The organism is Pseudodesulfovibrio alkaliphilus (assembly GCF_009729555.1).
Taxonomy (GTDB): Bacteria; Desulfobacterota; Desulfovibrionia; order Desulfovibrionales; family Desulfovibrionaceae; genus Pseudodesulfovibrio; species Pseudodesulfovibrio alkaliphilus.
On the sequence record NZ_WODC01000006.1, the window covers coordinates 19,581 to 34,663 of the forward strand.

Below are 15,083 nucleotides of genomic sequence, written 5' to 3' on the forward strand. Positions count from 1 at the left end.
ATATATGAACGAATTGAAGACACGGTTGGCCCGCCTGCTGTTGGACCTTTCCTACAAGGAGGGGGACTTCACATTGACCTCGGGCAAAAAAAGCGACTATTATTTCGATTGCAAACAGACCGCCCTGCACCCGGAAGGGAGCTATCTCATCGGGCGGCTGTTCGTGGACATGCTTAAGAACTATGAGGTGAAGGGCGTTGGCGGAATGACCCTCGGGGCCGATCCGCTGGTGTCGAGCGTGACCGTTGTGTCCCATATGGAGGGGCGCCCCATGCCCGGTTTTATCATCCGCAAGCAGGCCAAGGGGCATGGCACCGGCCAGTACCTGGAGGGGCTGGCCAACTTTGCGCAGGGCGACAGGGTCGTGTTGCTGGAGGACGTGTGCACCACCGGAGGCACGCTGCTCACTGCGGCCGAGCGTGTGCGTGAGGCCGGGCTTGAGATTGCGGGGGTTCTTGCCGTTCTCGACCGCGAGGAGGGCGGACGCCAGCGGCTTGACGAGGCGGGGCTCCGGCTCGAGGCCATATTCACCCGCAAGGCGTTGTTGGCGGCCGGGGGGCGATGATTCGTTCCGAAAAGGTCCTGTTCGGGGTTTCTGGAGCCTGAGGGCGAGGGGTTATCTGGCTACCGCATGCGTTTACTTGTCATTTTCACATACCTTTTGTGTGCAACGTCGGCCCTGGCCCAGGGGTGGGTCTCCACGCTGACATCCCACTCCTACGGTCCGCCGCGCCTCCTGGCCGTGGACAAGTCCTCCCAGACCCTGGTCATGCTGGAGCGCTTCAGCCCCCTTCGCGAGCTGCTCCGGTTCCCCTGCACCACAGGGCAGGCCGACGGTGACAAGCTGGTGGAGGGCGATCTGCGCACCCCGGAGGGTGTGTACTTCATCGGCCAGCGCATCAACTGGAAACTCGACTGGGATTTGTACGGCGACCTCGCCTACGCACTCAACTATCCAAACCCCGTGGACCGCATCAAGGGCAAGACGGGCAGCGGCATCTGGATTCATGGAAGGGGTAAGGAATTTCTTCCCCGCGACACTCAGGGGTGCGTGGCTCTCAAGGTGCCCGATATGCACGACGTGGCCCGCGAGTTCGCCCTGGGCACCCCGGTGGTCATCGCCCACGATCTTTCCTGGACCCGGGAGCCCGGCGGAGAAGACGCGGTGGCAGAGGCCCTGGCCGCGCAGCTCAGGCAATGGGCCAGGGATTGGGAAAACATGAGTGACGCCTTTTTCGAGCACTATGATCCGGTGGGAATGTCCCTTTCCGAGCGCAACGGTTTCAATGCCTTCAAGGCGCACAAGAAGTCGGTTTTCGCTTCCAAGCCGTGGATTGAGGTCATGGTGGACAACATCCAGGCCGTATCCGGCCCTGATTATTGGGTAACATGGTTTGACCAGTATTACCGCACCGCAGGACTTGCCACCAACACAGGCAAGCGCTTTTACTGGCAGCGCGACGGCGAGGGCCGTTGGCGTATCGTCGGCCGCGAGTACACCCGTCCCGGCGAGGATTTGACGCCCAAGTACATGGCCGCAAAGACAGAGCAGTCGCGAGAGCTGGTCCAAGCGTGGCGCACCGCTTGGCTGACCATGGATGCAGAAAACTACCGCGATTTCTATACCTCGGGCGCGGTTCAGGGCAAACGCAGAGGCGCGGCCGCCATTACGGAATACAAAAAGACGTTGTGGGAGAGAACTGCGCCTGTTAAGCTTGAAATTGGAGAACTGACCGTGAGCCAGCATCCCCGTGGGATTCAGGTCGCCTTCTTGCAGACGTTTCAGGATGCCTCTGGCTATTCCGATGTTGGTCGCAAGACCCTTGTCCTCGTCCCGGACGGCGGCGCATTGAAGATCGAAAGCGAGGAGTGGAGACAGGGACGATGAGCAATTCAAAATACAGTGTTCTCTTCATGCGCGATGATCGGGACGTGACCCGGTATCGCGTCAGCCCTTTCTGGCTCAAGATGTTCATCTTTGTTCAGATATTTCTGCTGCTGTGCGCGACAGGCGGGATATTCATGGGAGTTCGCGGCGTCAAGCGCAATGTTGACCTGCGTACGGAGAACAAGAGCCTGGAACAGCGGTTGGTTGACGCCGAGGTCCGGCTCGAGCGGCTCGGCAACATGGAGAAAATTCTCCAATCCTATGATCCGGCCGAGTTGCAGTCTCTGCTTGCCGCCGCCACCTCCGAACTGGAGCGGGAGAAGGAAGGCGAGGCCGTTGATCTCAACCGCATTTTCACCCGGGTCGACACTCAAATGGTCAGCGTGGAAAACCTCCAGGCCCGGGTGGCCAGCCGCAAGATGACTGTCAGCTTTGATTTGAACAACCTTCAGTCGGCCCGCGCAGCGGCGGGACAGGCGACTCTGGCCCTGGTCAAGAAGGACGGCGGCACACTGATGGCCAAGACCAATGCCAGCGACCTTGGTTTCCAGATTCAGCGTTTCAAGCGCATCCAGACCACCTTTTCCCTGCCCGACGGGGTGGAACAGAAGGATGTCTTCGGTCTCAGGCTCGAGATCAAGGGCAGCGACGGCGAGGTCGTCTTCGCCGAGACCTACCCCTTGTATCACATCCTGGCCTGACCTCGCCTCCGCTCTCCTGCCATTGGAGGAGCAGCGGCTGATTCCCTCTTTCTTCCCCTGTCTTGGCCTCGTCAACGCCCTCCCGGATCAGAGGGGATGGCGTCATGGCCTTGTTCGTACGCAATCTTCCCCCGGCACCGCCGCGATGCTATGGTCGGGTCAGACCCGCATCCCTCGCGGGGGCGACGCCGTGTCGGCGTCAAGCTCAAGGAGGTCTTCTGATGACCGTGGAAAGAATCCTTCGATCCCTGGCAGGGTTTCTTGTGCTTTTGAGTCTTGCCCTGGCCTTTGGCTATTCGCGCTTGTGGCTGCTGATGACGGCGGTGGTGGGCGTCAATCTGTTCCAGTCCGGGTTTACCGATTGGTGCCCGGCCATGACATTGCTGCGCAAGCTGGGTTTTCGCGATTGCCGTCAGTAGGAGCTGTGCCGAAGTGTTTGTGGGGCAGAGCACCTGCGGGATTCAGGACATCATCTTGCCGATGGCGCAGAAGGTGATGCCCACGATGGACAGGAACATGCCCGCCGGATAGGCGCCGGACAGAAGAGCGGCGAGGCCCAGCAGCGCGAGCAGGCCGCCGCAGGCCATGGATATGCGGCTGTTCGCCGTCATCCTGCGCGTTATCCGCTCGCACGGTTTGGCGATGCGTACCCCGCAGTGTCTGCAGGCAGCGGCGGCCGCCGTGATAATCCTGCCGCAACGTGGACACTTCATGCCGTTGCTCTATCAGAAAAGGTTCTGGCGGAACAGTCTTTTGGCGAGATGAAATCGTAGGTTTCGTCTGTTGTCGCAATGCGCGAGGCCTCCGACGCGACCGCGTCGAAGGCCTCACATTCCACTATCCTCAAGCCCCACTCCTCAATGGGGCTCGGGGAAATCTCATCCAATCAATTGCACAGGCAGTCGCTGAAGACCACGCGGTCGGTATACTCGGCCTGCTTGCCCTTGTTCCAGCGGCTCACCGGGCGGTAATAGCCCACGATGCGGGTGTAGACCTCGGCCTCCTGGCCGCAGGTGGGGCAGTCGAAGTGCTCGCCCAGGATGTAGCCGTGCTCCTTGCATATGGAGAAGGTCGGCGTGATGGAGACATAGGGGATCTTGGTCTTTGTGAACGCCTTGAGGATGAAGTTCTTGAGGGACTTGGGGTCAGGGACAGCCTCGCCCAGGAAGGTGTGGAAGACCGTGCCGCCGGTATAGAGAGGCTGGAGCTGGTTCTGGTGCTCCAGGGCGTAGAGGACATCGTTGGAGATGCCCACAGGCAGAGCCGTGGAATTGGTGTAGTAGGGAGTGCCGTTGCCCTGGGTGCGGATGTCGGCATAAAGCGCCTTGTCGATCTTGGCCAGCCGGTAGCTGGTGCCTTCGGCGGGCGTGGCTTCAAGGTTGTAGAGGTTGCCGGTTTCCTCCTGGAAGTTGGCGGTCAGGCGGCGCAGGTGGTTGAGCACCCGGCGCATGAGGCGCACTCCGCCCTCGGTCTCGATGCCCTTGCCGATGAGGTTGAGGCAGGCTTCGTGTCCGCCCAGCAGACCGATGGTGGAAAAGTGGCCCTTGTAGCCGTTTTTCAGGTAACGGCGCGACCAGGGGAACATACCGGCGTCGAGGTTGTTGTTGATGACCTTGCGCTTGTATTCCAGCGACTCCTTGGCCAGTTCGGCGTATTCGCTGATCAGTTCGAGGAAGTCGTCCTCGCTCTGGGAGAGATAGGCCAGTTTGGGCAGGTTCAGCGTGACCACGCCGATGGAGCCGGTCAGGTCGCCCGCGCCGAAAAGCCCGCCGGTCTTGTTGCGCAGCTCGCGCAGGTCCATCTGCAGGCGGCAGCACATGGAGCGCACATCCTCGGGCTTCAGGTCCGAGCTGATGAAGTTCTGGAAGTAGGGAACACCGTACTTGGAGGTCAGCTGCATGAGCAGTTCGCCGATCTCCGAATCCCAGGGGAAATCCTCGGTCACGTTGTATGTGGGGATGGGGAAGGAGAAAATGCGGGCGTGATGGTCGCCTTCGAGCATGACCTCGATATAGGCCTTGTTGATCATTGCCATCTCTTCTTCGAAGTCGCCGTAGGTCAGCGTGTCATGGAGCTTGCCGCCGATGATCACGGGCTCGCTGGCGATGTGCTTGGGGGCCACAAGGTCGAAGGAGAGGTTGGTGAACGGCGATTGACCGCCCCAGCGCGAGGTGGTGTTCAGGTTGAACACGAACTTCTGCATGCACTGGCGCACCTGCTCGTAGGCGAGCCCGTCGTGGCGCACGAACGGCGCCAGGTAGGTGTCCACGTTGTTGAACGCCTGTGCTCCGGCCCATTCGTTTTGCAGGGTGCCGAGAAAATTGTTCATCTGCCCAAGGGCGGTGTCGAAGTGCTTGGCCGGACCGGCCGAGGCGCGGCCCTCAAGGTTGAAGCCCTCAAGCAACAAATCGCGCAGCGACCAGCCCGCGCAGTAGCCGGCAAGGCCGAAGGAGAGGTCGTGAATGTGAAAATAGCCGTGCTCGTGAGCCTGGCGGATCTCCTCGGGGTACTTCTCAAGAGCGTAACGCGCCTGGACCGTTCCGGACAGGTGGAGCATGAGGCCCTGAAAGGAATGGGTCATGTTGGCGTTTTCGTTGACGCGCCAGTCGGCCTGGTCAAGGTAGGTGTCGATGACATCCTTGATGTCGAGATACGCTTCCTTCTGGGAGCGCAGCTGGCGGCGTTTCTCGCGATAGAGAATGTACTTCTTGGCAATCTCGTACTGGCGGGACTCCATGAGCACCTGTTCGACGGTGTTCTGAACGTGCTCTTGCTCGGGAATCTCCATGCCGTCGAGCTTGGTCTCGACTTTTCTGGCGAGTCTTTTGGCGAGGAGGGGGTCCTTGATCCCGCTGGCGGCGAGCGCCTTGAAAATGGCCTGGGCGATGCGGTCAGTTGACCACGTTTCCAACCGGCCGTCTCTCTTCATGATCTGGCTGGGCATGCTCCGACTTCCTCCTTGAAGGCAAATGGGTCTTTGGGGGTACATAATCCTGTAGAGTCAGCGTGAAGTTCTGGGGCAGGTAGCCTCGGGCCGTGGCGATGTCGCCATCGGTGAGGGCGGGCACCCGGGTGATGCGGAAGTAGAAGGCCCCTGGCCTGGCCTCGGCCATGGCAAAGATTCGTTCAAGGTTGGCCCGGGCGGCGATTTCGGAAACCGCGTGGCCGGTCAGGGCCGGGTAGGCGGCGTAGGGGCCTTTGACATCCACGGCAAAGACATCCACAAGCCCAAGCTCCAGCAGCTCCTGGACCACATCGGGCCGCATTCCGTTGGTGTCGAGCTTGACAGGCAGCCCGCATTTGCGAACTTCAAGGAGCAGCTCGGCCAAATAGGGTGTCGCGGTGGGTTCGCCGCCAGTGATGGTCACGCCGTCCAGCCACCCCGCCCTGTCGCGCAGATACGTCTTGATCCGCGCCGGATCAACGGCAGGCAGGGCGTGCATGTCCCAGGCGAGGACGGCGTTGTGGCAGGTGGGGCAGCGCAAGTTGCAGCCGCCCAGAAAGAGGATGCAGCAGTGGCGGCCGGGCCAGTCGCACAGGCTCAGGTTCTCGAAACCGCGCACGTATTTCCAGGCCCCTGCGGGCTCGCTCGTCCTCATTGCTCTCCTCGGTTCAAAAAAATCACCCGGGTGGATACGCCGGGATGTTGTCTGACGAACAGCGGACCCCCGTACCGCGGTTCTCGGTTCCGCCTGCGTCATGTGGATGAAGAGGCTGTCGGAACGTGTCTGCCTATTTATCCCAGCCGACAGTTTTTGTACAGGGGGATTTTGGTAAAAAAACGGACACTCGCTTCATTGTTAGCGATTATTGGTGATTTTGAGGGATTGTTGATGATTGATAAATTTTTTCCACAAATGTGGGGAACAGTTTTCTCGCCATATTCTTAACTTTTTTCTAGAACAAGTTTAGAAAAAAATATCGACCATTCCGAGGTGATCGGTTTTCGACAGAAGGGGAAGGCGGCTGAGTGGGGAAAGATTGTGGGGAACGTGTGAAATCGTCTTATCACAAGGGGTCGGGGTTGGGAACAGGTTTGTGACAGGATTCCACAGGAAAAGGAACAATGAAATCGTGACATTTTCCCGTGTTCCGGGCAAGGGCACGGGCTGCGCGGGTTTGGCCGGCACACAGGTTCCGTCGAAGTCGAATGCGTCCTCGGGGCGGCATGGGCCTTGCAGTTTCGCGTTTCATCCTTCTGCGGTTCGTGCGTCCACCAGGGCGTCGCGCTGGTAGGCGCGAAGGCCGAAGTGGGGCAGGGCGGCCAGCAGGTGGTCGAAGAGGTCCGACTGGATGCCTTCGTAGGCGCTCCAGGCCGTGTCGTTGGTGAAGCAGTATATCTCAAGGGGCAGCCCGCCTTCGGCGGCAGGCTGGAGCTGGCGCACGAGCAGGGTCATGTCCGCCCGTGTCCCCGGGTGGTTGGTCACGTAGTCAAGGGCGTAGAGCCGGAAGAGTCCGATGTTGGTCATGCGTCGCCCGTTGAGGGCCGAGCGCGGATCGGCTCCGACGCGTGCGTTGTATTCATCGATCTCCGCCTTGCGCCGGGCGATGTGCGGGGCCAGTGACTGGACTGCCGAAAGCTTGTCGAGCAGCGTTTCGTCGGCGAACCGGATGGACGAGAGGTCGATGAGCAGGGAGCGTTTGATGCGCCGTCCTCCCGCCTGGGTCATGCCGCGCCAGTTCTTGAAGGGCGTGTCCAGGAACTTGTGAGTCGGGATGGCGGTGATGGTCTTGTCCCAGTTCTGCACCTTGACCGTGTGCAGTGCCACATCAATGACATCTCCATCGGCGGCCATTGAGGGCATCTCGATCCAGTCGCCCTTGCGCAGCAGATCGTTGGCCCCTATTTGCACCCCGGCCACCAGCGAGAGAATGGTGTCGCGGAAGATGAGCATGAGGACCGCGGTCATGGCTCCGATGCCAGAGAGCAGCCCCCAGGGCGACTGACCCAGCAGCAGGGCGATGACCGACACCGCGCCGAGGATGGAGATGAAGAGCTTGAAGAGCTGGGCGTATCCCTTGATGGGCCTGCGCCGGGATATCTCGTAGGTCTCGTAGAGCCGGACCAGGGCGTTGACCGTGGGCAGGAGAATGAGAACCACGGTCACGGACAGATAGACGCCCACGGCCTCGCGCAGCAGGGTGGCCGAGCCCGGGAACAGCTCCGCGCCCATGGACAGGACCGGAGCCGGAGCGAGTAGCGCGGCCCTGGCAAACACGCCTTCTTCCATGAGCTGGGCAGCGAACACGCCTTGGGAGCGCGGAACCAGCACCCGGGCCAGGCGCACGGCCACGAGTCGGGCGGCCAGATAGACGATCAGCGCCGCTGCCAGCAGGGCGGCAGCACGGATGGCTGTTTCCAAGGCCGGTGCGGCGTCGGCCAGTGCCGTGATGGGTTCTGCAATCATTGTCGCTCCTTGCTGGAAAACAGGCTAGCACAAAGCTCCCCGGCTGAGAACCGCGAACGAGTGCAGACTTGTGCAGCGCATTGACAAAGGGATTGCGGCGACCCATTTGTTATGAACATCCCTCCCTTCAGCATGAGAGAGTGCCATGGCCATGTGGTCCTATATCGTCCTGACCGTTGCCACGTTGTTGACCCTGTACCTGGGCTGGCGTCTGATCATGCCCCTGCCCGTCGGACGGGGGCGGAAAATCGCGGCCTGGCTGGCCGTGGGCGGGTTGCTGTACGGTCAGCGCTGGGTGCGCGCCCTGCGCGAGGACGGCGCGGACACCATGCTCTATGACGGTCTCAGTTGGGTGGTCTTCGTTTTCCTCGGTCTGGTCTCCATGGTGGTGATGTTCATGTTCCTGCGCGACCTGCCGATACTGGCCGGGCGTACGCTCTCCCTGTTCCGGCGCATGGCGGCAGGGCGCATCTCTTCGGGGCGAAACGCATCCGCGGCTGACCCTGGTCGGCGGCGCTTCATGCTCAATGCCTCCAACGCGGCCATCATGGCCGTGGCCATGCCGCTCACTGGCTATTCCATTTTCGAGGCCCGGCGGACTCCCGAGGTGGTCCGAAACGATTTGTTCGTTCCTGGATTGCCCTCCGGCCTCGATGGCTTCACTATTGCCCAGATGACCGACACTCACATCGGCCCGACACTGCGGGGTGGCTGGATGCGAATGGTGGTGGACGAGATCAACGCCCTGGGCGCGGACATGGTGGTCCATACCGGCGACATGGTGGACGGGTCTGTGGACTCGCTGCGCAGGCATGTGGCTCCGCTGGCCGATCTCGTGGCTCCTCACGGGGTTTGGATGTGCCTTGGCAACCATGAGTACTACGCCGGGGTCGAGGCGTGGATGGCAGAGGTCGGGCGTCTGGGTATGCGCCCCCTGGTGGACGAGCATGTGCTTGTCGATACCGGCCGGGGCCGCGTGCTGCTGGCCGGGGTGGCCGACTACACCGCGCACCGCCTCCATCCCGCCCACCTCTCCTCGCCCCTTGCGGCCATGCAGGGGGCGCCGGGCCACGACGTGTCCATCCTGCTGGCCCACCAGCCCGTGTCGGTCTACGAGGCCAGCCGGGCCGGGTTCGACATTCAGCTTTCGGGCCACACCCACGGCGGCCAGTTTTTTCCCTGGACCGTGGCCATCCATCTCTTTCAGCCCTATGTGCGCGGTCTGCACCGGCACGACGCCACCCTGCTCTACGTCAACACCGGCACCGGCTACTGGGGACCGCCCATGCGGCTGGGCACTGCCCCGGAGATAACCCTGCACACCCTCAAGGCCGGCCCCGGCCCGGATGTGGAGTCCTAGCCTCCTCCCTTTCTCTGTCTGATCCCGTATACTTGTTTTCTCTTTCCTACGCGGTTGACTCTTGGTCGCGATTGGTCTAACAGGGTCAGTGGTCCAACCAATGTTGGAGGGCCTGGAGGCGTAATGGCATGTGGCTTGGATGCCATGCCCCTGCGGGGCTGCGCAGGCTGATTGCCAGGAAACACGGTGACAGAAAGCGGGATGAGGTGCCATGGAGCAGGCGATGGACGTGAAGCCGGTGAGCCGCAAGGGCATGTACGGAGAGATCGTGCTCCAGATCAAGGCCATGATCGACCGCGGGGAGTTGCGGCCCGGGGATCGGCTGCCGCCCGAGCGAAGGCTGGCCGGGATGTTCGCGGTCTCGCGCAACACCGTGCGCGAGGCGATCAAGGCCCTGGCCGAGCAGGAGCTGGTGGAGAGCCGCCAGGGCGCGGGAACCTTTGTCCGCAGCGCGGACGAGGCCCGGTTTGCCGCCACCCTGGCCGGGGTTATCCTGCGGGCCAGACCCTCTCTGCGTGATGTCTTTGAGGCCAGAAAGCTCATCGAGCCTGAAATTGCCGCCCTGGCTGCCAGGCACGCTTCGCCCGGCATCATCGCCCGCATCGAGGCCGCTTTGGACGAGCAGGAGCGGGCCGTGCGACGCGGCGAGACCGGGGCCGATCATGACCAGCTGCTGCATGGACTGCTGGCCGAGGCATCGGGAAACACGGTGTTCTGCGAGGTGGTCAAGGCCCTGCACGAGGATTTCATACGCAGCCGGGTCCAGGCGCTTCAGTCGCAGGAGCGGCGGGAGGCATCCCTGGCCGCGCATAGAACCATAGTCGAGGCCGTCAGAAACGGGCACGTCATGCAGGCGGAGAAGGCCATGCGCGACCACCTGGAGGAAATCGAAGCCATCGTCTTTGCCCGGGATCATCGGTCCGGGGCGTAAGACCATAGCAACAATCAGAACCCGCAGGCTGCTCAAAAATGGTGAGATGCTCACTACGATAACAGTTCAAGATCGAAAGGTGTTTTTTGCACACGAGGATTTGAACTTTCGGGAGCAACGGCGCAGAGCGCCATTTTTCGACAGTCTGGTAAATCACGGAGGAATCATGAAGGAAACACGCGACAAGGCAAGGGAGCTGATGAAGGGATACTGCCGGGTGTGCCGGGTGTGCGACGGCAAGGCGTGTGCGGGCGAGGTACCCGGCATGGGCGGGCTGGGCACTGCGGCCTCGTTCAAGAACAACGTCACGGCCCTGGCCAGGGTGCGGCTCAACATGCGCCTGTTGCACGGAGTCACCGCGCCGGACACGGCCGTATCTCTTCTGGGGTTTGATCTTTCCATGCCCGTCCTGGCCGCGCCCATTGGCGGCGTGTCCTTCAACATGGGCGGCGGCGTCAGCGAGGAGGACTACATAGAGGCCGTGGTGGCGGGGTGTCGCAATGCGGGAGTCGTCGGCTGCACGGGCGATGGCGTGCCTCCGGTCATCCATGAGTCAGGCTTTGCGGCCATCGCCGGGAGCGAGGGGCACGGCATTCCCTTCATCAAACCCTGGGAAGGAGCCGAACTGGACGAGAAGCTCGACAAGGCACGGGCCACGGGCTGCACCCTTTTCGGCATGGACGTGGACGCCGCTGGGCTGATCACCCTGCGTCAGATGGGCCGCCCGGTGTCGCCCAAGACCCCGGAAGAGCTTGAGGCGATCATCGCCAGGGTCCACGGCTGGGGCGGCAAATTCATCCTCAAGGGCGTCATGACCCCGGACGAGGCCCTGCTGGCCGCCCGGGTGGGGGCCGATGCCATTGTGGTCTCCAACCACGGCGGGCGCGTGCTGGACCACACTCCGGGCACTGCCGAGGTGCTGGCCGGGGTGGCGGCAGCGGTGCGCGGGCGGCTGACCGTGCTGGTGGACGGCGGTGTGCGCGATGGTGCGGACGTGCTCAAGATGGTCGCCCTGGGTGCGGACGCGGTCATGATCGGCCGTCCGATCTCGGTGGCGGCGGTGGGCGGATTGCAGGAGGGTGTGGAGCAGTATCTGGCTGCGGTCAGGGCGCAGCTGGTCCAGGCCATGATCCTGACCGGATCGCCGGACATGGCGTCCGTGAGTTCCTGCATTCTGTTTCAGGACTAGGTCCGCCATAGTAAAAAGAGTAATCCGTCGCAAGGCGGACCGGAGCTTTCATGCTGACGACATACCTTCTCTATATCGTGCTCGGGGCCGTGGCCGGCGTCTTGGCCGGACTGCTCGGCATTGGCGGCGGGCTGGTCATTGTGCCCATGCTCAACATTGCCTTCGAGTGGCAGAGCTTCCCGCAGGAGCACATCCAGCACGTGGCCCTGGGCACCTCCATGGCCACCATCGTCTTCACCTCCATCTCCAGCATGTACGCCCACCATCGGCGTGGAGCCATCAACTATCCGGCCTTCTGGCGGCTGGCTCCGGGCATCGTGCTGGGCACCTACCTGGGGGCCATGCTCGCCTCGGCCCTGCCCACCGGGTTTCTCAAGGCGTTCTTCGGCTTCTTCCTCTACTATGTGGCCGGGCAGATGCTTCTGAACATCAAGCCCAAGCCCAACCGCGAGCTGCCCGGCGTGGCAGGTACCTCGGTAGCGGGCACGGGCATAGGCGTGTTCTCGGCCCTGGTGGGCATCGGCGGAGGCACCCTGACCGTGCCCTTTCTCTCCTGGTGCAACCAGACCATGCACGTGTCCATCGCCACGGCCGCAGCCGTGGGGCTGCCCATCGCCCTGTCCGGCACGGCGGGCTATGTGGTCGGCGGCTGGAGCGTGCCGGGCATCCCCGGCCCGCACATCGGCTATGTCTACATCCCGGCCTTCCTGGGCATCATCGCCATGAGCATGCTCACCGCCCCCCTGGGCGCCAGGCTGGCCCACAGCCTGCCTGTGGATAAGCTCAAGCGTGTCTTTGCCGTGCTGCTCATTTTGGTGGGCACGCGGATGCTCTGGAGCGTGTTCATGTAGCGGGTTGCCGCGTCGTGTGAAATGCAAAGGCCGCTCCCGGATGGGGGCGGTCTTTTTGATCACAGGAAGAGTCCTGGCTCGCTCAGTGCGCGTCAGCCCAATTGCGGCCAAGGCCGAGGTCCACCTTGAGGGGGACGGCGAGGGCGGCCACGGACTGCATGATGGCCTTGAGGCGTTCTCCGGCCGGGCGGATGTTGGGTTCCGGGGCCTCGACGATGAGTTCGTCGTGGACCTGGAGGATGACGCGCCCGTTCAGGGCGGCCAGCTCCTTGTCCTTGTGGGCCGCGACCATGGCCATCTTGATGATGTCCGCCGCCGAGCCCTGGATGACCGTGTTCACGGCCTGGCGCCTGGCCTGGGAGGCGAGCTGGTTGTTGCGCGAGTGCAGCTCGGGCAGCAGCCGACGCCGACCGGCCAGAGTGGTGACGAAGCCACGGGCCTCGGCCTCGTGAATGACCGTGTCGTAGAACGCCTTGAGGGTGGCGAGCTTGTCGAAATAGCGCTCGATGAAGCCCTTGGCCTCGTTGACCGTGATGGCCAGTTCCCGGGCCAGCTTCTGCGGCCCCATGCCGTAGATGAGGCCGAAGTTGATGGTCTTGGCGTTGCGACGCTCGTCGGGCAGCACGTCCTGCGGCTCCTTGTCCGTGAGCAGGGCCGCGGTGCGGGTGTGGATGTCCTCGTCGTTGCGGAAGGCGTCGATGAGTGCCGGATCGCCCGAGAAGTGGGCCAGGACCCGAAGCTCGATCTGCGAGTAATCGGCCGCGGCCAGCATGGCCCCTGGTCCGGCCGTGAAGCAGGCGCGCATGCGCGGACCGTACTTGCCCCGGATGGGGATGTTCTGGAGATTGGGCCGGGAGCTGGAGAGGCGCCCGGTGGCCGTGGCCAGTTGGTTGAAATGGGTGTGCAGCCGCCCGTCGTCGCCCACCAGCTTGGGCAGGGGTTCAAGGTAGGTGGAGCGCAGCTTTTCCAGCATGCGGTATTCGAGGATGTCCTCCACGATGGGGTGCTGGCCGCGAATGGACTCCAGCACCTCGTTGGCCGTGGAGCGCTGGCCCGTGGCGGTCTTGCCGCCCGCCTTGATCTCGAGGCGGTCAAAGAGGACCGCGGCCAGTTGCTGGCTTGAGCGGATGTTGAAGGACTCGCCCGCGTGGTCGAGGATGGAGCGGGTCAGGGCGTCGAGCTGGCCGCTGACATCGTTGAGGAATCCGGCAAAGGCGGCGAGGTCGATCCCGATGCCCGCCTGCTCCATGGACACCAGCACCGGGATGAGCGGGATTTCCAGGTCGCGCATCAGCGGGGCGAGGTCGGCCGAGGCCACCTGTCCCCGGATGCCGTTCATGTAGGCCAGAGCTGCCAGCCCTTGGGATCGAGGATGCAGCCCCTCGGCAGCCTGGGCGAATTCGGGGCGGCCGTCCTGAAACATGGACTGGCGCAGGCGCGGCCAGGTGTAGTTGCGGGCCTCCGGGTCGAGCAGGTAGGCGGCCAGGCTGAGGTCGAACCACTGGGATGAGAGCAGATACCCCCAGGCCGGATCGGCCCGCAGCAGTTCCTGCACGCTCGGCGTGGCGAGCACGGACGCATGTTCCAGGGCGAGGGCCAGGGCGTCGGCCGGGCCTGTGTAACGATACTCATGCCCTTCGACCCCCACAAAGAAGGCGTCATTTTCAAAGACAAGCCCCACTTCCTCACCGGCCAGGGTGGGCAGGTCGTCCGTTCTGGCCACCTCGGTCACGGGCGGTTCGTCGTCCTGCTTGGGGGCGGCGGCTGGCGAGCCGAAGAGTGAGAACTGGTCCCTTGGTGCGGGCGCGGCCACCTGAGGCGGTGTGCCCGTCTTGCCGGGCCTCCGGGGCAGGTCGCGCTTGAGGCCCCGCAACTCGTACTCGTCGAGGAAGTCGTGCAGCCCGTCCAGATCCATGGGCTCCAGGGCGAAGTGGCCCAGAGGGAAGTCGCAGCAATCGGGCTTCATGCGCGTCAGTTGGCGGTAGAGAAAGACGTTCTCAAGTTCGGGTTCGACCTTTTCGCGCAGCTTCTCGGGCAGGGCGGCGCAGTTGTCGCGCAGGGCCTCCAGGGTGGGGCAGATCGCCATGATCTTGCGGGCCGTGACCGGGCCGACCTTGGGGATGCCCGGAATGTTGTCCGCCGAGTCGCCGATGATGGCCTGGAAATCGGGCCACTGGGCTGGCTCGAGCCCCTCCTCCTCGCGAAAGCTCTCAAGGGTGATGATTTTATCCGCCTTGCCCGCCTGGTTGAGTAGGACCACATTGCGGTCCAGGCATTGCTTGAGGTCCTTGTCCGAGGCCACGATGACCACGGGCCGTTCCTGCTTGTACTTGTGGGCCAGTGAGCAGATGCAGTCGTCCGCCTCCACGCCGTCGGAGACGATGAGCCGGACGCCAAGCAGTTCCACGCCCCGGCGCACCGGCTCGATCTGCTGGGCCAGGGGTTCGGGCATGGCCGGGCGCTGGGCCTTGTAGCGCTCGTAGAGCTGGTGGCGGAAGGTCGGCCCCTTGCCGTCCATGATGAAGCCCACATGGCCGGGGTTCTCGTCGCGCAGCAGGTTCATGAGCACGCGCAGGGTGGTGTTGATGGCGTTGGTGGGGAACCCGTCGGCCCGCTTGAGATCGGCGCGGGCGTAGAAGGCGCGGTAGAAGAGGGCCGTGCCGTCGATGAGATAGACGGGATCGGCGTTAAAGGGCAGGCGTTCCTTGAGGGACATGGCAGTGTCTCGGCGTGTTGGCGGCCGGGCGGCCGTTTT

Annotated in this window: 13 protein-coding genes; 8 read left to right on the forward strand and 5 right to left on the reverse strand. The window is 63.0% G+C overall.

What is annotated here, in order from left to right; genetic code table 11:
* Positions 1–4: 4 nt before the first annotated feature.
* The 4 genes from pyrE (at position 5) to GKC30_RS09860 (ending at position 3,008) form a co-directional block, all read left to right on the forward strand.
* Complete coding sequence (gene pyrE / locus GKC30_RS09845) at positions 5–565, forward strand: orotate phosphoribosyltransferase (protein ID WP_155934565.1); 561 nt, start codon at positions 5–7, stop codon at positions 563–565.
* A 66-nt stretch (positions 566–631) separates the two neighbouring features.
* Positions 632–1,888: a L,D-transpeptidase family protein gene (locus GKC30_RS09850; protein WP_155934566.1), complete on the forward strand. Its 1,257-nt coding sequence runs from the start codon at positions 632–634 to the stop codon at positions 1,886–1,888.
* Positions 1,885–2,589: a hypothetical protein gene (locus GKC30_RS09855; protein WP_155934567.1), complete on the forward strand. Its 705-nt coding sequence runs from the start codon at positions 1,885–1,887 to the stop codon at positions 2,587–2,589. Before GKC30_RS09850 ends, GKC30_RS09855 begins: the two co-directional genes overlap by 4 nt.
* Positions 2,590–2,810: 221 nt before the next feature.
* Entirely contained in the window at positions 2,811–3,008 is a 198-nt protein-coding gene (locus GKC30_RS09860) for a YgaP family membrane protein (protein ID WP_155934568.1), read from the forward strand.
* A 42-nt stretch (positions 3,009–3,050) separates the two neighbouring features.
* On the opposite strand, the gene GKC30_RS09865 is transcribed toward GKC30_RS09860, so the two are convergent.
* The 4 genes from GKC30_RS09865 to GKC30_RS09880 all read right to left on the reverse strand — a co-directional run bounded on the left by GKC30_RS09865 (position 3,051) and on the right by GKC30_RS09880 (position 7,997).
* On the reverse strand, positions 3,051–3,302 hold the full coding sequence (locus GKC30_RS09865) for a hypothetical protein (protein ID WP_155934569.1): 252 nt from the start codon (positions 3,300–3,302) through the stop codon (positions 3,051–3,053).
* A gap of 173 nt (positions 3,303–3,475) precedes the next feature.
* On the reverse strand, positions 3,476–5,533 hold the full coding sequence (locus tag GKC30_RS09870) for a ribonucleoside triphosphate reductase (RefSeq protein WP_155934570.1): 2,058 nt from the start codon (positions 5,531–5,533) through the stop codon (positions 3,476–3,478).
* Positions 5,481–6,188: an anaerobic ribonucleoside-triphosphate reductase activating protein gene (locus tag GKC30_RS09875; RefSeq protein WP_155934571.1), complete on the reverse strand. Its 708-nt coding sequence runs from the start codon at positions 6,186–6,188 to the stop codon at positions 5,481–5,483. The genes GKC30_RS09870 and GKC30_RS09875 overlap by 53 nt, the downstream gene beginning before the upstream one ends.
* Before the next feature lie 591 nt (positions 6,189–6,779).
* Positions 6,780–7,997, reverse strand: a complete 1,218-nt coding sequence (locus tag GKC30_RS09880) for a mechanosensitive ion channel family protein (protein WP_155934572.1) — start codon at positions 7,995–7,997, stop codon at positions 6,780–6,782.
* 145 nt (positions 7,998–8,142) lie between these two features.
* Here GKC30_RS09880 and GKC30_RS09885 point away from each other — a divergent pair, with 145 nt between their 5' ends.
* From GKC30_RS09885 to GKC30_RS09900, 4 genes are all read left to right on the forward strand, one after another.
* On the forward strand, positions 8,143–9,357 hold the full coding sequence (locus GKC30_RS09885) for a metallophosphoesterase (protein WP_155934573.1): 1,215 nt from the start codon (positions 8,143–8,145) through the stop codon (positions 9,355–9,357).
* A 211-nt stretch (positions 9,358–9,568) separates the two neighbouring features.
* The gene (locus GKC30_RS09890) at positions 9,569–10,288 is read left to right on the forward strand and encodes a FadR/GntR family transcriptional regulator (RefSeq protein ID WP_231117123.1); all 720 of its coding nucleotides are present in this window, start codon (positions 9,569–9,571) and stop codon (positions 10,286–10,288) included.
* 166 nt (positions 10,289–10,454) lie between these two features.
* Complete coding sequence (locus GKC30_RS09895) at positions 10,455–11,477, forward strand: alpha-hydroxy-acid oxidizing protein (protein WP_155934574.1); 1,023 nt, start codon at positions 10,455–10,457, stop codon at positions 11,475–11,477.
* A gap of 50 nt (positions 11,478–11,527) precedes the next feature.
* Positions 11,528–12,328, forward strand: coding sequence for a sulfite exporter TauE/SafE family protein (locus tag GKC30_RS09900; RefSeq protein WP_155934575.1), 801 nt, complete (start codon positions 11,528–11,530; stop codon positions 12,326–12,328).
* Between the two features lie 82 nt (positions 12,329–12,410).
* On the opposite strand, the gene polA is transcribed toward GKC30_RS09900, so the two are convergent.
* The gene (gene polA / locus GKC30_RS09905) at positions 12,411–15,044 is read right to left on the reverse strand and encodes a DNA polymerase I (RefSeq protein ID WP_155934576.1); all 2,634 of its coding nucleotides are present in this window, start codon (positions 15,042–15,044) and stop codon (positions 12,411–12,413) included.
* Positions 15,045–15,083 lie beyond the last annotated feature (39 nt).